The 20,781-nt window shown below is 62.2% G+C and carries 18 protein-coding genes; 8 read left to right on the top strand and 10 right to left on the bottom strand.

The window, feature by feature from the left end; all coding sequences use genetic code 11:
* Both DIE17_RS31070 and DIE17_RS31075 read right to left on the bottom strand, forming a co-directional pair.
* The coding region (locus DIE17_RS31070) for an SDR family NAD(P)-dependent oxidoreductase (protein ID WP_124523396.1) at window positions 1-158 on the bottom strand (158 nt) is incomplete at its 3' end.
* 51 nt (window positions 159-209) lie between these two features.
* On the bottom strand, window positions 210-950 hold the full coding sequence (locus tag DIE17_RS31075) for an acetoacetate decarboxylase (protein ID WP_044846508.1): 741 nt from the start codon (window positions 948-950) through the stop codon (window positions 210-212).
* A gap of 449 nt (window positions 951-1,399) precedes the next feature.
* Between DIE17_RS31075 and DIE17_RS31080 the strand changes: the two genes are divergently transcribed.
* Window positions 1,400-1,981 carry an undecaprenyl-diphosphatase gene (locus DIE17_RS31080; protein ID WP_124921568.1) on the top strand — a complete coding sequence of 194 codons (582 nt, stop codon included), beginning with the start codon at window positions 1,400-1,402 and terminating at the stop codon, window positions 1,979-1,981.
* A gap of 39 nt (window positions 1,982-2,020) precedes the next feature.
* On the opposite strand, the gene DIE17_RS31085 is transcribed toward DIE17_RS31080, so the two are convergent.
* From DIE17_RS31085 to DIE17_RS31095, 3 genes are all read right to left on the bottom strand, one after another.
* Window positions 2,021-2,245, bottom strand: a complete 225-nt coding sequence (locus tag DIE17_RS31085; RefSeq protein ID WP_124921569.1) for a hypothetical protein — start codon at window positions 2,243-2,245, stop codon at window positions 2,021-2,023.
* Between the two features lie 119 nt (window positions 2,246-2,364).
* Window positions 2,365-3,186, bottom strand: coding sequence for a siderophore-interacting protein (locus DIE17_RS31090; RefSeq protein ID WP_124530145.1), 822 nt, complete (start codon window positions 3,184-3,186; stop codon window positions 2,365-2,367).
* Between the two features lie 38 nt (window positions 3,187-3,224).
* Window positions 3,225-3,935 carry a PadR family transcriptional regulator gene (locus DIE17_RS31095; protein WP_044846504.1) on the bottom strand — a complete coding sequence of 237 codons (711 nt, stop codon included), beginning with the start codon at window positions 3,933-3,935 and terminating at the stop codon, window positions 3,225-3,227.
* 875 nt (window positions 3,936-4,810) lie between these two features.
* On the opposite strand from DIE17_RS31095, the gene DIE17_RS31105 reads away from it, so the two are divergent.
* From DIE17_RS31105 to DIE17_RS31120, 4 genes are all read left to right on the top strand, one after another.
* Window positions 4,811-7,594, top strand: a complete 2,784-nt coding sequence (locus tag DIE17_RS31105) for a type VI secretion system Vgr family protein (protein ID WP_124488985.1) — start codon at window positions 4,811-4,813, stop codon at window positions 7,592-7,594.
* 11 nt (window positions 7,595-7,605) lie between these two features.
* Entirely contained in the window at window positions 7,606-9,780 is a 2,175-nt protein-coding gene (locus tag DIE17_RS31110) for a DUF3274 domain-containing protein (protein WP_124488986.1), read from the top strand.
* 149 nt (window positions 9,781-9,929) lie between these two features.
* The gene (locus tag DIE17_RS31115; RefSeq protein ID WP_260434459.1) at window positions 9,930-11,414 is read left to right on the top strand and encodes a DUF2875 family protein; all 1,485 of its coding nucleotides are present in this window, start codon (window positions 9,930-9,932) and stop codon (window positions 11,412-11,414) included.
* A gap of 19 nt (window positions 11,415-11,433) precedes the next feature.
* The gene (locus DIE17_RS31120) at window positions 11,434-11,694 is read left to right on the top strand and encodes a PAAR domain-containing protein (RefSeq protein WP_124524079.1); all 261 of its coding nucleotides are present in this window, start codon (window positions 11,434-11,436) and stop codon (window positions 11,692-11,694) included.
* Window positions 11,695-11,763: 69 nt separating this feature from the next.
* Here DIE17_RS31120 and DIE17_RS31125 read toward each other — a convergent pair whose 3' ends face one another.
* Genes DIE17_RS31125 through DIE17_RS31135 form a run of 3 tightly spaced genes read right to left on the bottom strand, consistent with a single transcriptional unit; the run spans window position 11,764 to window position 15,408 of the window.
* Window positions 11,764-12,885: an aromatic ring-hydroxylating dioxygenase subunit alpha gene (locus DIE17_RS31125; RefSeq protein ID WP_124488989.1), complete on the bottom strand. Its 1,122-nt coding sequence runs from the start codon at window positions 12,883-12,885 to the stop codon at window positions 11,764-11,766.
* On the bottom strand, window positions 12,879-14,459 hold the full coding sequence (locus DIE17_RS31130; RefSeq protein ID WP_124921571.1) for a GH3 auxin-responsive promoter family protein: 1,581 nt from the start codon (window positions 14,457-14,459) through the stop codon (window positions 12,879-12,881). The genes DIE17_RS31125 and DIE17_RS31130 overlap by 7 nt, the downstream gene beginning before the upstream one ends.
* Before the next feature lie 13 nt (window positions 14,460-14,472).
* A complete protein-coding gene (locus DIE17_RS31135; RefSeq protein ID WP_044846489.1) occupies window positions 14,473-15,408 on the bottom strand; it encodes a fatty acid desaturase in 936 nt (311 codons plus the stop codon).
* A 113-nt stretch (window positions 15,409-15,521) separates the two neighbouring features.
* On the opposite strand from DIE17_RS31135, the gene DIE17_RS31140 reads away from it, so the two are divergent.
* On the top strand, window positions 15,522-16,406 hold the full coding sequence (locus tag DIE17_RS31140) for a metal-dependent hydrolase (protein WP_124524083.1): 885 nt from the start codon (window positions 15,522-15,524) through the stop codon (window positions 16,404-16,406).
* Window positions 16,403-17,323, top strand: a complete 921-nt coding sequence (locus DIE17_RS31145; protein WP_124530148.1) for a hypothetical protein — start codon at window positions 16,403-16,405, stop codon at window positions 17,321-17,323. The genes DIE17_RS31140 and DIE17_RS31145 overlap by 4 nt, the downstream gene beginning before the upstream one ends.
* On the opposite strand, the gene DIE17_RS31150 is transcribed toward DIE17_RS31145, so the two are convergent.
* Both DIE17_RS31150 and DIE17_RS31155 read right to left on the bottom strand, forming a co-directional pair.
* Window positions 17,311-18,429: a hypothetical protein gene (locus tag DIE17_RS31150; RefSeq protein ID WP_260426310.1), complete on the bottom strand. Its 1,119-nt coding sequence runs from the start codon at window positions 18,427-18,429 to the stop codon at window positions 17,311-17,313. The two genes, DIE17_RS31145 and DIE17_RS31150, sit on opposite strands and share 13 nt — an antisense overlap.
* The gene (locus tag DIE17_RS31155) at window positions 18,422-19,111 is read right to left on the bottom strand and encodes a hypothetical protein (RefSeq protein WP_235879180.1); all 690 of its coding nucleotides are present in this window, start codon (window positions 19,109-19,111) and stop codon (window positions 18,422-18,424) included. Before DIE17_RS31155 ends, DIE17_RS31150 begins: the two co-directional genes overlap by 8 nt.
* On the opposite strand from DIE17_RS31155, the gene DIE17_RS31160 reads away from it, so the two are divergent.
* Window positions 19,110-20,669, top strand: a complete 1,560-nt coding sequence (locus DIE17_RS31160; protein ID WP_260426311.1) for a fatty acid desaturase family protein — start codon at window positions 19,110-19,112, stop codon at window positions 20,667-20,669. The genes DIE17_RS31155 and DIE17_RS31160 overlap by 2 nt on opposite strands.
* The last annotated feature ends 112 nt before the right edge of the window (window positions 20,670-20,781 follow it).

Below are 20,781 nucleotides of genomic sequence, written 5' to 3' on the forward strand. Positions count from 1 at the left end.
GCCTTGACGATCTCGTCGGCAACCGCGTTTGCGCCGTCCTGGTTCAGGTCGGCGATCGCCACGGCCGCGCCCGCTTTCGCGAGCTCCAGCGCGATTTCCTTGCCGATGCCGCTTGCGGCGCCCGTGACGACTGCGGTCTTGCCATTCAGGTTGCTCATTTCGAATTCCCGTGGTGAAAGGATTGACAGGGAGAAAGGACTGCGGACGTGTTACTGAGCCAGGTAATCGTAGACGACTTCGCCGAGGCCGAGTGTCAAATCCGCGACGAGGTGGCGCGCTTCGACGATCTCGAGCACCGGCAGGTCGGCCACCGGCGCGAGCGCGTGCGGTGCCAGTTCGAGCGACGCGGGGCCCGTCCACGCGCCCTTCATCCTGATGTCCTGCATGTAGTAGCGCACCAGTTCGCACACGCGCGCGGTGCCGTCGACGTGCGGGATGATCTTCAGCAGGAAGTTCGGGCCGGCGAGGCGCTTCGTCTGCTCGTCGATGTCGAGTTCCTTGTGCTTGTAGCCCATCGTGCCGGTCGCGACGCGCACCTTGCCGTAGTCGAGCGTGCCCAGGAGGTGGTCGGTGTTCACGTGCAGCGTGGGCGACGCGAGTTTTTTCGGGAAACCCCACAGCTCGCGGCCGCCGGCGATCGGCGGGTGATCGTCGAGATACATCGCGAGCGTGTAGCCGCCGGCCTGGCCGTTGTACTCGACGGGGATCACCTGGCCGCTTTCCGTGTAGTCGCCGAAGCCGGTCGAATCGGCCATGCGAATGAATTCGTAATGGACGAGCGGCTCTTTGACCTGCAACGGCTCGGGCACGATTTCACGCAGACGGTCCGGATCGGTGCGGTACGTGATGATCAGAAACTCACGATCGACGAAACGGTACGGGCCCATCGGAAAGGCCGGGCTGGTCAACGGCATCGCAAACGCTTTCGATCGGACATCGCTGGGTTTCATGCGGACTCCTTGTTGTTGATCGCTTCGTGGATGAGTGCTCGTAAGCTCGTAATCCTATGCCTGTGCGTTGCCGTTGTGCGATGCCGCATATGGAATTAATTGTTGCCGATTTCGAATGATTTGCGACGCAAATATTGAGACGAACGGTGTAAACGGCATGGCGCGCGTGAGCGGTCCGATACTCGCACGGGCCGGTGACGCCACGATGTGAAAAAGGTGAGCCTTTACGGGATGGTCGGTGAGCTTTTACGGGAGACAGTCGCGCGGGAATGTGACAATTGTGTGAACTTGTGTTGCAGTACAGGCTCTAAGTGCGTTCGCGCGCGGGCCTCGGTCCTGGTCACCGGTCGCCCGGCGCATTAAGCACTGCTTAAGCGAGTGAGCACTAGCATCGTTCGCATCCGACCGGCACCGCCGGTCCCGTCACGACATCCCACGCAACCGGATTCATGCAGAACCTCAATCTCACCCTGTTTTCCGCCTTCAATGCCGGCGCCGCGCCGCACCCCGGCGTTGCCCACCTCGCGATCTTCGCCGCCGACTGGCTCGTCTATGCGCTGCCCGCGATGCTGCTGCTGACCTGGATCTTCGGCGAACGCCCGACGCGCCGCCAGGCGATCGAGGCCGGCGTCGGCACGTGTGTGGCGCTGGCGCTCGCGCAGGTGATCGGGCATTTCTGGTTTTCGCCGCGGCCGTTCATGGCCGGAATCGGCACGCAACTGATTCCGCATGCGCCGGACAGCTCGTTTCCAAGCGATCACATGACGTTTGCCTGGAGTCTCGCGGTCGGCATGATGCTCGCCGGCAGCACGCGGCTGACCGGCGTCGTGATGGCCGCGATGGCCGTCGCGATTGCATGGGGGCGTGTGTATGCGGGCGTGCACTGGCCGTTCGACATGGCCGGCGGCGTGCTGGTCGGCACGGCCGGCGCGCTGGCCGCGCACCTGTACGGACAACGCGTGGTCGAGCTGCTCGAGCGGATCGGCGACGTCGTGCACGCGGTGCTGATGGGGCGCGAGCGCACGCCCTGAGCGGCAGGACTACGCGGGAGAAGTGCGGGCCGGACGCCGTCAACCGGGCGTCTTGGCTGCTTCCGCCGAAGCGGACGGGCCGCCGCCCGCTTCATGCAGTTCGGGCGTCTCGCCCGGATGGTGCGCGGCGTCACGTTCGAGCGCGCTTTCCTTCAGGATCGCGCACATCGCGACGAACAGCGCGAGCACGACGACCGCCAGGCCGCAATAACCGGCGATCTTCAGATTGCGAAGGAAAGGCGAAGCGTGGCGTTCTCTCGTCATGACCGGGCGCTCCTGGGCGGGCTGCGGCGGCTGTCGCCCGACAGCGGCGTCGCAGACATAGATATATACCAGCCGCCCCGCCGATGCCAAGCCCGCCCGTGCGCGGGCACCCGTTCGCGTCAGTCTTCCAGCGTTTCGTGCACGGCCGTCGCGCCGCGCTTCCAGTAGGCCGCCGCGCGGATGCGCGACTTGTCGACGCCGCGCTCGCCGGTCAGGTGCTGACGCACCGCGCGCATCGATTGCGCTTCGCCTGCCGCCCACACGTAACCGTCGCCGGAGGACGGCAGCGGCAGCTCGCGCACCGCGTTCAGCAGCGGGTCGCCGTCCGCGGCGTCGGCTTCGGCGCGAAAGCGCCAGATTTCATGCACGTCGGCACGCGTATCGAACGCGATCTGCGCGGTGCGATCCGCGACTTCCAGCACGACCGCCGTGCGTGCGCCGGCCGGCAATTGCTCGAGACGCCGCGCGACCGCCGGCAGCGCCGTATCGTCGCCGATCAGCAGATGCCAGTCGAAATCGATCGGGACCACGAACGATCCGCGCGGGCCGCCGATGCCGAGCCATTGGCCGACGCGTGCCTGTGCCGCCCACTGCGATGCGGGGCCCGGATGGTTCAGCACGAATTCCAGATCGAGTTCGCAGGCGGCGCGGTCGAAACGGCGCGGCGTGAAATCGCGCGCGACCGGCTTCGGTTCGCCTTCGGGAAACTCGGGGCCGTTCGCGCCGAGCGTCGGCATCGCGGGGCGTTCGGCGCCGGGCGGCGGGAAGAACACCTTCACGTGATCGTCGAACGACGACGATTCGAAATCCGCGAGGTCGGGGCCGCCGAGGGTGACGCGCAGCAGGTGCGGCGTCACGGCGTGCACGCGCACGACCTGCAGCAGGCGGAACTTGAGGGTATGGCGCACGCGCGTGACGGCGCGTTCGGAGGGGTTATGCATCAATCCGTACTCCTTGGGTTTTGACGGGACGGCGCGGGTTACGCGCCGGTGCCGCCTTCGATTTCGGCCGTCGCGCGGCGCATGATTGCCGCGATGCGCCGCTGTTCGTCGGCATCGGCCGCGCTCTTGTGGAGCAGCGCCCGCTTCAGTGCGAGGCGGGCCTCGACGAACTCCGGCAGCCAGCCGGGCTGCGTGTCGTCCTGTGCCTCGCTGCCCGCCGCTTCGCCGGCGAACGCGCGGCGCATGAATTCCATCTTGCGTGCGAGGTGCGTGAGGCGTGCGAACAAGGTGTCGACGCGTTCGCGCTGTGCATCGAGATGCGCGCGGCCGGCGTCGGTCAGCGCGTAGCGCTTGCGGTTGCCTTCCGCCTGCGACGCGACGAAGCCGACTTCGTCGAGATACGTGAGCGCCGGATACACCATGCCGGGGCTCGGGCTGTAGAAGCCGTTCGAGCGCGTATCGAGCGCCTTGATCAGTTCGTAGCCGTGGCTCGGTTGCTCGGCGACCAGCGCGAGCAGCAGGAGCTGGAGATCGTCGGAGCTGAACTGGCGGCCGCGCGGCATGCCGTCGTCGCCGAAATCGCCAAAGCCGCCGCGTCCGCCACGGCCACCGAACGGGCCGCCGCCGAACGGATCGTGGCCGCGCCGATGGCGGCCGATCAGTTGCCAGACACTGGTGTACCAGTCAGGGCCCGCATGCGCACCATGACCGTCGCATCGGGCATGGCCGCGGGAGGAGTTGTGTCGCATGATCGTGTCCTATATGTCGTAAAACATATCTAAAGATATATATCGAAAGATAGGGTGTCAAGGAGGATTATTGGGGGGCGGATGTTGATGGGAGGGGATGTAGGCTGGAAAAACGGTGGCCCTTTTTTGCAGTATTTGAACAAAACTATTAATTTCCCAATTCAATAGCTACCGCTCGAGGTTGACGGGAAGTTCCGCCTAAATGGCGCCCAGCGTCTCGAGACGGGAGATCGTTGCTGTGGCATTGCGGATTGGCAACGGGGCATTGCGATACCAGAAGAGCGTGCTCTGTACGTCGCCGGATATATCGGTTGCTGCCCGAATGATCCGAGGCGCGTCTCCAAGGAACTTCCGTACGCTCTCGGAGCCTGCCAAACGGCTCATCATGTTACGGTGTACATGGGCCAGCCCCGCGAGCGTTTGCATATGGATGTGGATGTGCAAAGCGAGAGCGAATTGCTTCGCCGAGACGATCGGAGCGATGCTCGTCGGTCCTCTCAATGACGCCATGAATTAGGCGAAATCGCTGGAACTGCCGGTGATATCGGATTCCACGACTGCTTTTTATTGCACGCTATATGCACATTTATAGCATCAGCATTCACTTCGGCCCGTCTAGCCAAGACGAACACAGCGATGGAAGCGTGTACGCGCCTTGGGCGGGGCCCGGGAGACATCCGACGTTCGGAGCACTGCGCGTCGGTCCAGATAGAGCGGCGGAATATAGTGTTCTTCGTCGAATAACATGAAAAATTGTTAGTCGGCATCCCCGATTGTTATTTCCGTGTCACATTTTGGTAAACTCGCGCGCAGCCGCCAGCTATTTAGAACAGCAACATCCGGCGGGTCATAACGAATCAAACTGAGAGACCGTCGTGGATATCCGAGAGTCGTTCCGCAAATTCGTATCGGGAATCGATGCGAATCGCCGGCCGGTCGTGCTGAATTGGGGTAAGGCGCAGCACGCGCTGGCGTCGAAGATCGCGTTGCAGCACGCGAGCATCCGCGAAAGCATGATGACCGGCATCAGCGGCTATCTGACCTGCATTTCGCAGCAGGGCGATTTGCCTCCGAAGCTTTTCATTGGTGCGCCGGTCTCAGTCGGTATCGTCACGGATCGCGGCCAACTGCATGCCATCAACGCAATCGTCAGCGCCGTTCAGATCGGCCGGACCGACGGGGAGCTGACGGTTTACCAGTTCACCGTGACCGACGCGGTGAACCTGCTGCAAAAGCGCACCAATTCCCGCATCTTCCGTAACGTCAGCGTTGTCGATGTACTTGGAGTCGTCCTGAGCGAATGGCGACAGCGTAGTGTTGCCCTCGCGCAGGCGTTCGAGTTCGACCTGTCCCAACTCGACAGATCCCGCTATCCAAGTCGCTCTTTCGTACGCCAGGTCAACGAATCTGATGCCCGTTTCATCTCCCGGATTGCACGTCGCGACGGCATCACGCTGTTCGTGCGCGCCGGACGGGTGAGCGGGGAGGCGAAAGACGGCGATCCTCCCGTGCATACGCTGGTGTTCTGCGATGACCCTCAGAAACTGAGCGAGTCCGCCGCAGGTACAGTGCGCGTCCATCCACGAGACGCTGGAACGGAACAGCGCGACACCATCACCGCTCTGACGATGCGCCAGCAACTGATTTCGGGGGAATCGGGGCGACCTTCGTGGGACTACCGATATGCCCGCGTGGACCAGTCGAGCGCATCGACAAGGATCGATCAAGGCGAATCGGGTAACGATCTCGCGAAATTGCTATCGGACTTCGTGATCGACGTCCCGCATATGGCGGACTCGTGGGCAGACCACGAACGGATGACGGAAGATCGCATTCTGGCTCATGAAGCGCAGGCGGTTCGATACGACGGCGTGAGCGGAATTCGCGACCTCGCAGTCGGCTCATGGATCACGATCGCCGGAGAGGACGAGTGGGGCACGCTCCCGTCCGACAAGCAGCAATTCGTGATTACGTCACTGCACCACGAGATCTGGAACAATCTGCCCAAAGGGTTGAACGAGCGTGCGCAGACGCTGTTCGCCGCCAGCCACACGCTTCAGCAGCCACGCTCGCTGAGCGATGGCGACCCGTCCGGGCAGGATACGCGCTACGAAAATACGTTCTCGTGCGTGCCGCGTGGCACGCCTCTCACGCCGCTTTACGATCCCAAGACCGACCTTCCGCCGACGCCGTTGATTACCGGGCGCGTGGTCGGGGCCGAGGGCGAGGAGGTCAGTTGCGACGAGAATGGCTGCGTGTTCGTGCAGATTCTCGGTCAGGATTCCCGCGATCATGCGCACGCGCAGGGTGCCGGAACGAACAGCAACGAGAGCGACAGCGCACCGATCCGCGTGGCATCCAGTCTGGCCGGGCCGAATTTCGGGGAGACTTTCTTGCCGCGGGTGGGCACCGAAGTTCTGCTCGGGAGCCTCGGCGGGGATCCGGACAGGCTGGTCATCATCGGCGTGCTGGCAAACGGCGCGAACATGCCGGCGAGTTTCACTCATACGGGCAGTCTGCCGGGCAATCGCTTTCTCTCCGGTATCAAGACGAAGGAAATCAAGGGGCAACGCTACAACCAGCTTCGTCTCGACGATACACCGCAGCAAATCAGCGCGCAGCTTGCATCGGAGCATGCGCATAGCCAGTTGAATCTCGGCTACCTGACGCAACCACGCGACAACGGACAGGGTGCAGACCGCGGCCAAGGCGCCGAATTGCGCACGGACGCGGCAGCTGCGTTGCGCGCGGCGCAAGGGATGCTTCTGACGACTTACGCGCGTACGCAGGCGAGCGGCGGACAGCTTGACCGCAATGAACTCGTCGAGTTGCTCGGCGAATGCGCTGAGCTGTTCAAGGCGTTGGGAGATTACGCCGGACAGCACGGCGGCACGGCGACCGATGCGACGGGGCAGCAAGCTGTCGTGACCGCCTTCAAGGGATGGACGCCGGGCGGCCACGCTTCAGGCGACGATCGTGCGTCGAACGCCGACGCAGACGACTCTCAGGCGCTGATGGCATTCGGCGCAAAGGCGGGCGCGCTCAATATCACCCCGAAGACTTACGTGACCTACGCCGGCGAGAACATCGATCAGATCGCGCGGCAGAACCTGCAATTCGCCGGCGGTCAGCGCGTAATCACGACGGCGGGCCAGGGCATCCACCTGTTCGGGCGCGGAGAAGGCGTCCGTGCGATTGCCGGCGAGGGCCCCGTTGTCTTGCAGGCGCAACAGGACACGCTTGCGGCGACTGCTCAGAAGGGGATACAGATCATGTCGGTCGGCGACGAGGTGTTGATCTCGGGCAAGTCGATCCGGCTCGTCGCGGAAGACGGAAGCTACGTGAAAGTCGGTGGCGGCGTCGAGGTCGGTTCCGACGGTGCGTTCACCGCGCACACGGCGGGACATGATTTCGTCGGCCCGAACACGGACCACGTTGCGCCGCCGGCGTTCAATCGCGGAGGAGCCGATCAGAAGTTCCGCTTGCGGTACCCCGGCACCGACGGTGACGACGGTATGCATCCCGTGCCGAATCGTCCATACAAGATCACGCTGCGCAATGGCCAGGTCATTAACGGGATCTCGGATGCACACGGGTTGACGGAGCTGGCATCGAGCGACGCGATGCACATTGCACACATTCAGGTTTTCGACGTTTAAGGCAGGCGATCATGTCCGATACCACAACCTCGTCGCCCCGGATCGTCGGCGAACATCAGGCGATTCTCAATTGCAACCGGCCGCAGGATGCGTTCGTCAATACCGACGTACAAAATCGCTTCCCGTGCACGACGATCCTGATCCATGGCGTGAATGACCTTGGAACGGATTTCGGCACGGTCGAAGGCGGACTGTGCGATGGATTGAACGACCGCCTCGGTCGCACCGATTTCAAGGGCGCGGAGTACTCGCACGGCCGCATGGCGAACGACCCGAGCCAGGTGAGCGTTGCCGACATGATGAAGAACATGGACGACGCCATCTATCGTCGGCAGGAAAGCGAAGAGACAAGGAGCCCGTTGATTCCGTTTTATTGGGGGTTACGCGTCGGGAAGGAGGATTTGCCCCGGGACCCCAATAAGGAAACCGTCAACGGCCAGTACGTCGACCGGTTCGGCAACCGCCTCGATGAGCACCGCGCGCGCAACGGCGGATTCTTCGCCAACGCGACCAACAACATCCCCGACATGTTCGACTCGAATTTCAAAGGGGGAATGACGACGAAAATTCTCGACCGGATGCAGGGCGACCCGACGCACCCGCTTCGCGAGGCGGAAAATCGGCACTACATGTTGCTGGCAGCTCGGCGGCTCGCGGCATTGGTGCGGCAAATCCGCCTTATCGACCCGGACGGGACGGTCAACATCATTGCGCACAGTCAGGGCACGCTGATATCGCTGCTCGCCCAGGCCTATCTCGTCGAGGGGCTGATTCCCAACCAATGTGGCCCGGCTGACCGTCCTGCCGACACGTTGGTCCTGATCGACTCGCCCTACAGCTTGAGCGAGGAGTTCATGGATCGGCTGCTGCAACGCGGGGACCAGCAGCAGACGGCTTACGCGCGTGCAAAGACCCTGGCAAACCTGGCCGGGTTTGTGGCGAGCGGCAAATATTCGACGCCACCACTCGATCAATTGAAGTACGTGCCAGGTCGGGACAATTTCGGCATCGTCGGCCCGACGTGGGATCCCGTGCAGGCGACGCGCCTGAGCGGGTTGCAAGGCAACGAATGCGTCGTGTTCGCCGAGCGCGACAATCGCGGCAAAGTGTATATGTACTTCAGCCCGGAGGATGCGACCGTCGGTCTGCGCGGCGTCAATGGCATGGGTTGCTCGGGCTTGCCCGACTCAATCCACGTGCGTGCGGCGCAGCGGGGAAGCAAGCCTGAGAAAATCGATCTGCTGTCGGCGGCTTTCCGGCAGCGTGTCTTTACCCGGCGTCTGCGGCAGGGCAAGCCGGTTCAGGTTGGTACGCCGCCCGGAAACTTTACGATGCGGGAAAAGGGTGAAACATCCCATGGCTTGCCCGGCGGCTTCACGACATGGGTGAAATCGACGCAGATAAGCGTCGGTACCGAGCGCAATATCAATGGCGAAGCATTGACGCCACCGTTCGATCCCGAAATGGAAGGCAATGTGCTGCCTGGAACGGAGGTAACGCCTCTTTCGGCAAATAATGCTGGCGAGTATGCGCCCGGCAAACAATCCATTGACCAGCTCGAAGCGGAAATTGCCTTGAGCACGAACAGTGGCGAAGGTGCGTTGCAGCCATTGCCCGCACAAACCATCGAATGGCCAACGAGCGAGGATGGGACGCTGCCGACCACCGCCGAGGTCGAGGCGTCGTTGAATGCGGGCAAGGATCCAGACGATCAGTGCAAGGTAGGCCGGGTCGTGTCGACGGTACCGCCGTCGCCCGGGCACATCGTCGTCTATCGGCAGGAGACGCTCAACGAAGCCAAGGTTCGGCTGATGAATAATCATCAGGGAGAAAGCTCATATCACTCGGCGGTCATGAGCGGTCGTAGAAATCACCGCTGTGCGACCGCGTTCGATGTATCGGTAGGCCAGGCGCGTGCGCTGGACGATCCGGACTGGGCAAAACTCCTGCGGGCAATTGCCGATTGGAGACTTCCGGAGAGCGATATAGTAAAAGCCGAGAGAAAACTCGGCAAAAAGCTCGACCCCGTAACGTCCGAAATAGTAAAAGCCAATTGCAGCTATTACGAAAGCGGAGTTTTCCCGGAAGAAAATATCGTGCCCAAGGATTTTCCTGACGGTGTGGTCAGTGAAACCAGGAAAGATCGAAATAGCGAAGATACAAAAGAAGCACGATCGGTACATTGACAAATTGATGCGCCATGATTACGACAAACGTCACGCGACCACCGGCTTCACGAATATTTCTGCTCGCACTCGCAATCCTGACTCTCTTATGGATTGCAGTCTTTGAGTTTGTTGTTGGAAGGGAGGGATTTTTGGGAGGGAATATTGCAATGTATCGACGCTTGTCGCTGTTGATCTTGCCGCCGTTATTGTTGGCGGCATGCGTCAGTATCGCCTATGGTGCCTCGTTGCGTCGAGACTCGCCGCCTCGAGACACGCCCGCTGCCGCTCGTCCCTCGAGCGTAAATGAAGCTGTCGTTGCCGGGGACGGATCTCGGGACGCACGGTTCACATTGGAGATACGACGCTTTGGCGTCGCCGTTGACCGGTTTCGCCAGCGTGCGCTATTGATGCGGCTGGACGAGGCAGGAACCAATGGAACGTTGCTCCTGCAAGATCCCAAACAATATCCGTGGTCGAGTAGTGATCGAAGCTTTGCGGGACATAAGCGCGAGAACAACGTTTTCGGCTATACATTGCGTGGATGGGTCGATTATTGGCCGATTCCCGTGATAGTGGCCGGGCCGCCCCGAAACGAGAGTGATCCGGATGCGGGCCGGATGGCAACCCACATCAGTAGTGCGGATAACGGGGCGGGGATTGGCAATACAATTTATACGAGACTCGATGAAATACATACTGCGTATGGGGACGATGTAGTCTCTAGAGCGTTTGATATTTTTGACCGCGAGCCGGACTTGCCGGCAGTAGTGTTGCTGGTTGAGGATGGAATCAACACGCGATCCTATTTGGGTACTCCGGGCGCCGATTACCTGGGTTTGTCCACAAAAGATGGAAACTTCGTACCAAAGAATCCGGACAGTTACGTTGCGTTGCTCGTGACGAGAAAGGATCGCGTTGACCGATTGATTCGTCCATATGTGGTGGACGCACCAGAGGCAATCGACAACACCCAGACCCGATATGACGTGATCAAGCTGTGGAATTATTTCTGGCAGCTTCAGAAAGCCTACTGGAAGAAGGGTGAAAAGGAGATGCCGGCGGATTATTGGCAGGCGAAGCTCCCCGAGTTCTGGAAGACCGCGTCGCTGAAGATACCGGACGGCTTCAAGCCGAACCCGTGGGTGCCGATTCCGTGGACGACGTGGCAACTGAAGGAGTACGACAAATGGCCGGTCCTGGCCAATCTGCATCGGCCGGTGCGAGTTGATCTGAGCAACGGGCACGGGGCGCCGTTGAAGAAGGGCGAGCGAATCGAAAAGATCCGCGCCGGCTGGCAGCAGGCAGTGGGCACGCTTGCGCCCGGCGAGCAGCCGGGACGGATGTTCTACGACACCGGCTCTTCGACCGCCAATCTCGCGTTGCTGGTGCAGTCGCTGCACGACAACCCGCAGCATATCGATATTGACGATCCGAAAGACGCATTCGACATGCAACGCCGTATCGGCGGCGACACCGGAACGAGCTCGATCTGGGTCCAGACCGCGCTGGCGCTGATGATGGGTTATGGCGACGGGAAGACGAGCGCACTGATCAACCTGCGGGATCCGCTGCATGCCACGATCGTCATGCTGACGCCGTCGGACGCCGCGTCGCGGCAAGCGCATCCGCAGACGTTCAGCTGGGATTTCTGACGGACCGGATCGACACGTCATGGGTCAAAAGCGATACATCATCGAAGGCGATGTGCACAGCCACGGCGGACGCGTTGTGTCCGGGGCGCCGAACTCGCGAATCAACGGGCGCGCGATTGCACGCTTGCACGATCCCGCGATTTGCGAGATTCACGGCCTGACCTTCATTGCGACGGTGTCGGGTTACGCCCGGTTCGACGGGCAAGTCGCCGCATGCGACGGCGACTTGCTGGCATGCGGAGCACGCCTGATCGCGAGCCAGGACCAGACGGGAGGCTAACGGAAATACGGGGCACGTGGGCGGTGCGCCGGTCGAGCCGGGCGCCTCGCCCGATCGCGCCGGTGACGCTCAGATCACGAATTCCATCGGCTTCGTGCCGCATTGCGCATCGGGCAACGGCTCGCCACGCTGCGTCGCGGCCAACAACCGACCGATCGCAATGTGGACCACATCGGCGCGCACGCTCGACGGCGTGAAGCCTGCGGCGTTGTCGAGTCCCTCGCGGTGCGCGCGCATGATTCGCACGTCTTGCTGGATCACGGAATGCGTGTAGAGGTGCAGCAGCGGTTTCAGCGCGCGCAGCACCGCAGCCGGCAAGGAAAAGCGATAGGCGATGTATGTATAGACACGCGATCGACGCGTGTCGAGCGGCGTGATCTGGCTGATGATCAGAAAACTCGAACGGCTACCCCAGTGATAGTCGCACCGTGTGACGTTCGGTGCATAAAAATGATCGGTATGCCGAAGCGGTTCCCTGGACGGATTGGTCAGCCAGTCCAGCATGCCGATCTTGTCGCCATCATCGTGATACGTGACCTCGACGCTCTGCTGCTTCAGTTCGACGGTCGCCCGTAGTCGCCGCCCAGTGGATGAGCGAAAGATCCGGTCGTGCACGAACACCGTATGCGGGACGTCCATGAAGTTCTCGACCAGCGCACCGAGATCGCCATCGAACGTATTGACCATGTAGTACGACTGCCACGGCCGTTCGCCGTGGTGCGGCATGTCGAACGGCCGCTTCAGCGCTGGATCACCTCGCCCGCGATAGACCCAGACGAGGCCGTGCCGAGTCAGCACCGGCAACCTGCGCTGACGATATGGGTAGGTCGTACCGGTCGATTCGGCACTTGCGCCGTCGATGCTGGGAATTCGGGTGACGCGGCCGTGCTGGTCGTAATGCCAGCCGTGATACGGACAGACGAGGCAGCCGTCGATGACATTCCCGGCCGACAACCGGGTGCCGCGATGCACGCATTGGTCGACGAGCGCGACGATCTCGCCGTCTGCCGCCCGGAATAGCACGATGCCGAGGCCGAGTACGCGCGTGCCGAACGGTTTGTCCCGCTTGACCTCGGCTTCGGTGCCCGCGACGTACCATTGCTCGACGAGCGCGCCGAAGGCTTCGCCATCGGCGTCCGGCTCGGATTCGTCGCACGGGGGGCACGTTGATGCGATCGATATGTTCAACATGAGCACGCGTCCTCGATGAATGCGCGGAGTGCGTCCGCCACGGCGGGATTGGCCACCAGTGCGCGGGGTTTGACGTCGCCAGCCCGGATGCCAGCACGCTCGTGGGCTCGCTGGACGAGATCCGCCAGCTGGGCGGCACCCCCGGGTATACGAACCACGCGCAACGGGCCAAGCTGGCCGACCGTGCGTGCGTGTCGGTAGTGAAAAGCGCGGGCGAGAGCCTGTTCCAGCGCATCACGCAGGGCGGCGACGTCCTGCGTACCGCTTGCAAGCAACAGCAGGTAATGGGGCGGATCCGCGTCTGCGCACGGAATCACGCAACCTTCATCGCCCGGTTGCAGCACCTCGGAAAGCGACGCAGCCAGATAGGCTTCGTCCAGCTTTTCACCGACCAGATCGCTTTGCGTGCCAGCCCGCCCGACGAAGGCCACGCATGGCGTTCGTCCCGCATATCCGGTCACACGGACCCGATCGCCGAGCCGATAGCGGTACAGGCCGCCTCCGGTCGTCACGACGACCTCGACCGTATCGCCCGGCTTCAGTTCTTCCACGCCTATCGCGGTTCCATCGTCGAGCAGGAACTCCAGGAAGTGGCTGCAGACGGCGAGGGGACAGCCGGCCATATCGCCGAACGGCAGGCTGACCACCGCCTCGGTGGAAAACAAGCCTTTCGGAAGCCATGCGGCCTGCGGAAACAAGGTGCGGGCATGTGCGGCGTAGTGTTTGCTCGGACCGTCCATCCAGCAACTCACTGCCGCGAGCTGCGGCCACAGCCGGCTGCAGTGGCCATCGTCGAGTGCGCGCCGCAGCGCTGCCGTACGGTTCGACGGCAGCGAATCGAACAGGAAGGTGAGCGTATCGCCGCGTTGCGGTTCGGCTTCGTCGAACAGCGGACGAAGCAGACTGGTCAGGAAGGTCGGGCTCCATACGCTGATGAAGGCCAGATCTTCAGCGGCGATCAGCGCGCGCAACGTTTCGTTGCGCCACGCCCGACCGTCACCCGATAGCGATGGTGCGACGAGCGTCGGCAGCAGATCGACGAGCGGGCTGTCGGCCAGGTATTCGAGATCGCTGTCCGATCCGATCATGATGCCGTTGGGAGCGCGTTCGCGCGCGTGCATTGGAGGTGACATCGACCAGTACGCGCGCCCGGCCGCGACGCCGGGCACGGCGCGATGCAGATCGGAGAGCCAGACGATCAGCGCGAACTGCAATTCTTCGAGAAAGGCCGGCGTATAGGGAATGAGCTTTTGCTGCTCGCTGCCGCCGCTCGTGCGCTCGAAGAAGCGTGGCGCTTGCGCGGTCAGGATCGGAGCGGACTCCTTGAGTGCACGATCAATCCATCGGGACATGCCGGCGTAGGGGGCCACCGGCACGCGCTCGCGAAATTGTGCCGGATCTGCGATATCGGCAAACCCGTTGGCAATGCCGAACGTCGTGTTCCGATTCGCGGCGAGCAAGCGTGACAGATAGGCCGCCTGCGCGTCGCCCGGCGCATCGAGCGCGCTGAGCCACGCGCGACGGAAGGGTTCTGCTGCCGCGCCAAACGTGGCCCACGCATCCTGTGCACGCACGTGCGTCCTCTCGTCAGAAATAGGTCTTTTCGAGCTGTGTCGGATCGCTGGGCAAACGCCGGGGCGCCTCGAACACATGCAGCCAACCGTACCACAGCGGTCGCGTCTCCGCTGCGTCGGAGCATGCATGAAGCTCCTGCCAGCGCAGGCTCGGATGCCGGTGATGCGTCAGGTTGTAGTTGAAGTTGAGGAACGCCCAGCGGATCAGTGCGGGGGCACGCATGTTGTATGTGCCCTCGACAACGTCGAGCGGAGTGTGCATGTGATACACCCATTGGAGCGACGACCACGAAAACGCGAATGCGAGGTAGGCAATCGCGATGTCGAGCACGCGCCAGTCCAGCAATGCACCCAGTGCAATCCACGCGGCCACGGCTGCGAGGGTTTCGTATCGAATTCGTCGAAAGTCGGCCTGGTCGAAGTCCCTGAACGCAGCCGCATACGTGTTGTCGTGTCCGTACTTCGCCCAACCATGCGGGATGCGACTCGGAAGCACGGCCAGGACGAAGCTGCCCGCGAAACTCGCCAACCAAATGCCGCCGACGATCGCCACGTAGTATTCGATTCGCTTGCGCCACAGCGAAACGTCCGGCTCGACGAAGTCCACCCGCTCCGCAGGCGTTCGATTCCGCACGTGGTGACCGAGATGATTCACGTGGATCAGCGTTGCTGCGGCGCCGAACATCGTCGATGCCCACCACATCATCAAGTAGTTGATTTCCCCGCGCCGATGCCCGAAACCGTGGAATGTTTCGTGCATCATCGAAAACACACCTTGCATGATCAGGCAGAACGGTACGAGCGACACCCAGCGCAAGGGGCTCGTACCATGCGACAGCCACGTCAGGATGCCGGCCCATGCAACGCTCTGCAGCGCGAGCACGCAGAGATTCAGCCGATCGAACCGTCGCGAACGATTATCTATGGCGCTTGCATTGGCAACGAACATACAATTCGGACATGGATGGTGGCGGCGACGCAGAGCATACCTTCGATCGCCATCATCGAACAATACGCCCGCCTGCGCTGACCCTGCGCGTTACGCCACGATCGGCCACGACCATGTACGCCAAACGAACCGACGATTCAACGCATGAACGCCGCAACGACGCGGCAGACATCCGTCGGCGCAATCCGCGTTTTTGCTTCGCCGACCACATTCCGCGCTATTGGTATCGTGACAACCGCCGCGTGACGCGCTTTTTCGACGCGTTCTCGATCATGTTTCCGCTTGGCGAGAAGTTCTTTGTCGATAGCGTGAGGCAGTACTGCGACGCGCTGCCGGCCGACGGCACGCTCGCCGCGCAAGTGGATGCTTTCCTGTACCAGGAAGCCGCTCACATCCGCGAGCACCGCGCGTATAACCGGCGCCTGGCTCGCCAGGGCATGCCGGTCGACGCACTCGAGGCGCTCATGCGGAGACGGCAGCAACAATGCCGGCGTGTCGCTTCGCCGCTGCTTCAATTGACCTTCACGGCATGTCTTGAGCACTACACGGCCATTCTGGCCGATCTGCTATTGCGCGATCCGGCCATTCTCGACGGCGTCGACCCGTCGATGGCCGCGATCTGGCGGTGGCATGCGATAGAGGAAACCGAACACAAGGCCGTCGCGTTCGACGTATTTCGCGCTTGCGGCGGCGGCGCGATCAAGCGCTATTTCATGCGGACGGCGGCGATGCTCGGCGTTACGGCATGCTTCGTCGTCGATCTGGGCTATTTCATCGTCCGTCTCGCGTGTGCCGACCGCGACGCCGGCAATTGGCGAAGCTGGGCACAGCTTGGCTGGTGGCTGTTCGGCGCGCCGGGCATCGTTACCCGCGTGCTGCCTGCGTGGCTGGCATGGTTCTCGCCGCGTTTTCACCCTGCCCGAATCGGGAATCCAGCCACGCTGGCTGCTGCCCGCGCGGCGCTCGCTGCCGATGGCGTGACAACGGAGCCGGCATGAGCGCACGGTGTCCGGCATGGTCGCCGTCCGGCTTCGACGAGTGGCGGCAACACTACCCGTTGACGCCGTTCGAACCGGCGCCCGCAGCACTCGACTGGACCGGGCGCTTCATCGAATGTTGGCACGCGCATGGCGCTCACGCATTCCCGGACACCGTCATCGTGCTGGTTGCGGGACTCTATTCCGAATGGATACCTGCCTGCTTCGGGCATGCTGCGCGGGCGTTGCGTGCCGCGCGGTACTCAGTCCTTCGTGTGCCGGTCCGCTCGTCGCGCGCCGTTGCCGAGCAGGGCGCGCATATCGTGCGCAACCTGTATGCGCGCTTGCCCGCTGATCGCCGTTTTATCGTCCTTACCCATAGCAAGGGCGGGCTCGATGCATTGGCGGCTCTGCATGCGGATTCAGGGCTTCGTGCTCGCTGCGACGGTATCGCACTCGTTCAGCCGCCCGTCGGCCCGAGTGCGATCGTCGATGGCCTGCTCGAGCAACGGGGGGCGCGCATCGATCCCGCATGGTTGGGTCGAGCCGCCGGGAGATTGCTGCGCACACGCTGGCTGCATGCAGGCTCGCGCGATATCGGCAGCGGGCGCGACGCGGGCATCGCGAATCTGTTGTCTGCGGTGCCCGGTGGCCTGCACTGTGTGCATGTCGTGAGCTGGTCGATAGAACGCACGTCCCGGTTCGACGCACATCACTCACGCCTCGACCGCTACCGTCCCGGTTGTGCGCATGACGGACAGTTCTACCTCGATCACCAGACGATTCGCGGCATGCCCCAAGTGTGCGTGCCGCATCTCGACCATGGCCAGCCTGTACTCGGCGGCGCCGGCTTCGATGCGGGGCGTTTCTGGCTTGCACTCGTTGCGCTCCTGAACGACACGCGAGCGGCTGCGGTCGCGAGCGGTCAGACGAGATAGATTTCGAATCCCGGGATCGCTTCGGTGCCGCCCGGATCAAGTGCGCTCGCGCCGGGCGTGGATAGCGTGTATAGATCCATCGGCAGTGCGGTGTACCGATAGCCGTGCAAGGCGGGCCATAGCGGGTCGTGATCGTACAGGCAAAGCTGCAGCAACGCATAGCGGCTCCGCTCTCGTTGCCAGACCGCATCGAGCAGTGCCTGTGCGATGTCCGGGTTGCGTCCGCTCACATGCAGATGAGTCAGGTAGATGTCCTGAAGCGGCTGGCCGGGTGCTGCGATGGGAGGGCGTCCGAGCAACGGCGCGATGGCGTTGAAGCCGTGACGCAGCGCACCGAGCGAGCGCGGCAGACGTTCCAACACGATGCGCTTGATACGTCCTGCATCCCACGGAGCAACGCAGCCCACGATACGCCGCTGCGCGTTACGTGCGACCAGAAAGCGCTCGATTCCAAAGTCGGGCCAGACGTTCAGGCGGCGCGCGAATTCGTCCGCCGTAAAGACGCAACCGAAGGGTTGGGAACGCGACTCCTGGTCCAGAAATGCGCGGAGCGCGTCGGCGTCGGCGGCCGACGCGTTCGTGATCCTGACGGAACTGGCGCTCCGCGCAGCGATACGCCGCGCATAGATCGACACGTTACTGTAGCCGCGCCAATGTCGAAATCCGAGCCGGGTCCGCTTGCCTGTCTTGAATAGCGATTGCGTTGCGATCCTGTTGTCGCGAATGACGCAGCAGTACGTATGCTGCACATCTTCGTGCCGGGCGAGATCAGCGAGGCGATCGACGACATAGTCGACCCACGTGTGCGCCAGTTCGCGATCGGGTGCGATGCGCAAGTCGCCGAGGTAAGCGATGCGCTGTTTCTCGCCGGCGATGTAGCCGTCGCGAACGACCATGCTGGCTATTCCTTTGACGCGCCCGGCGCTGTCCTCCGCGAGCCAGGTTCGATAGTCGTTCGAATGACACCGATGCAGTGCGGAGTAATCCGGCGAGCGATCGAAGCGAAGCGGCATCCCGCTTAGCATCGCGTAACGTGTTTGAAACGCGAGGAGCCGTTCGTTGTCGACCGCTGTGGCTAGCCGGATCCGCGTCATCGGCTCATTCACCGGTGAAGATTCGTCTTGCCATCGGGCGCAGGTTTTCCGGCGTCAGTTCACACAGGCAGGCGAGCTCGTTGCCGCATGCGTATTCTGGATTGCGCTCCAGAAAATAGGCGACATCCGGCAGCCGTCGATGCACGTCCGGCACTTCGGCGAGGGCTGGGGCGAGGCGGCCTTGCGGTACCGGAAACTTGAGCACGCCGGACGCGGCGTCGTATGCGTGCCCGAAGCGCTCAACTGCCAGATGATCGAGCAGTGCCTGATTCACGGGCTCAGTCGGTCGGTCGAATCGCGGGGTGAAGTCATGCGCGAACGCTCGCAAGTAGCGGTACGTACGATGCCCTTTGCAGATCAGAAACCAGTATAGTGCCACGTCGGGCGAGTTGCGTTTGAGCTCACCTGCGAGTCGAATCCAGCAAAACGCGAGTTGCTGGCTGCCCCAGCAGGCCGGATCCACGATCGTGTCGCCGGAAAACAGGATGCGCAGTGTGGTGTCGCACCACTGCTGTTCATATAGTTTCAATGTGGAGAAGCCGCGCAGCTTGCCGGTGTCATCGCGCATGATGACGCAATGTGTCTTGTCGTCGAGATCGTGTTCGAAACGTGCCTGTTCCGTATCCCGGTAACAGGTCGAGTAGAGCGCGTACATATGTGCAACGTCGACGTCGCGCAGCTGCGCACGTGTCATGGAACTGGCTCGAAGCGGCATAGCGTCGTTATTCATGCGAGCTGAAACGATTTATCATGATACGCGATTGAGCCGCTCCTTTTTTCACATGCGCGCCATACCTCCTGTTTCCGCCTCCTATATACCGTCAGCGTTCGACGCGTGGCGCTGGCTCGCAATCTATGTCGTCGTGTCGGGTGCGCTGTACTTCTGGGTCACACACGCGCCGATGGCACCCGTGGCGCTGTTGCGTCCGGGGCCGTACGATGCGGTCATTCCGCGCGTGTCCGCCAGCGTGCCGCTTTATTTGAGTTACGCGCTCGTGATGCCGTCGATCGTCTGGTTCGGCCGATGCCGAAATTGGCTGCTGCCCGCGTTTTTCGCAGGTGCGCTTGCCGCAGGCCTGTGCATCGTCAGTCATCTGCTATGGCCGACTGCCGTGAGCCGGTCGCCGGCTGCGACAGGATGGATCGCGTGGCTGTATCGGATCGACGCGCCACTCGCCGCGAGTCCATGCGGGCATGTTGCGCTGCCTGTGGCTGTAACCGTGGTATTGGCTGCGCTACGTGTCCGTGCAGCGCGCTATTACGCTGCGTGGAGCGCAATGCTGGCGCTCACGGTTTTGACGACCGGGCAGCATCTGATCGCGGACATGCTCGCGGGACTCGCACTCGGTATTGGCGTTGGCGGTGCGACGACCGTGCTCATTCGTCTCGACGTTGACCTGCGTACGGCCGCCGCATTGTTGCTTGAATGGCTATGTATCGTAGTTATGCTGCGAGTTGCGTTATCGGTGGGGCATTGGGGAGGCTACCTCGTCGCTGCCGTTGTTGTCGCGACCCGGCAACACGCGTTATTCATTCTGTATCACGACGCGACACACTATCATTTGACCCGCCGCCGTTTCGCGAACGACTTTCTGATCAACTTGGCAATCGGCGTACCGGGACTCGTGCCCATCGAGTTTTATCGCCCGCTGCATCTCGCACACCATCGTCACGTCGGGACTTCGGAAGATCCAGAGCGGAATTATCTGTACCACGCGCAGCCATGGAAATTCGAGCCACTCGACACACTCCCGCTCGTCCGGCAACTGCTCGGTGATTTGTTCCTGGTCAACATGGTGAAAAACATGCGCGCATACCGGCGTGCGAACGGGCGTGGTGCGTCCATGTCACTGCCGCTGCTTACGGCGATAGCGACTTGGGGCATCCTGCTCGTGCCGCTCCTGCATGCATGCACAGTACGCGAACTGTTGACGCTTGCGGCGCTTTGGTTCGTTCCTCTTGTGACAATTGGGGCGCTGGTGCAGAAGATCCGTAGTATTGCAGAGCACAGCGGCGGGCCGGGTGTCACGGCTGGCTGGAATGACTGGACTTATTCGTGGCGCGTCGGGTTACTGGGCCGCTTCTTTATCTGGCCGTACAACATCAACTATCACCAACAGCATCATCGCGAACCCGGCGTGGCGTGGCATCGCTTGCCCGGATTGCGCTCGTCTGACGAGCCGGTTCTGCCTTCGCGGCAATTGCTTGCATTGCTCTGGTCGGGTGCTTCGCGCCGTGGTAGTCAAAGATAGAAAAAATCCCTTCCACGACGCGATGAAGTTTCCTATCGGTCCTGGAGCGAAAGAACGGCTCGACCCGTCGCGATCCGTCTGACGCGTGCCGCGCAACCATTGCACACGGATT

The sequence above is a fragment of the Burkholderia sp. Bp9099 genome, assembly GCF_003857805.1.
GTDB lineage: Bacteria > Pseudomonadota > Gammaproteobacteria > Burkholderiales > Burkholderiaceae > Burkholderia.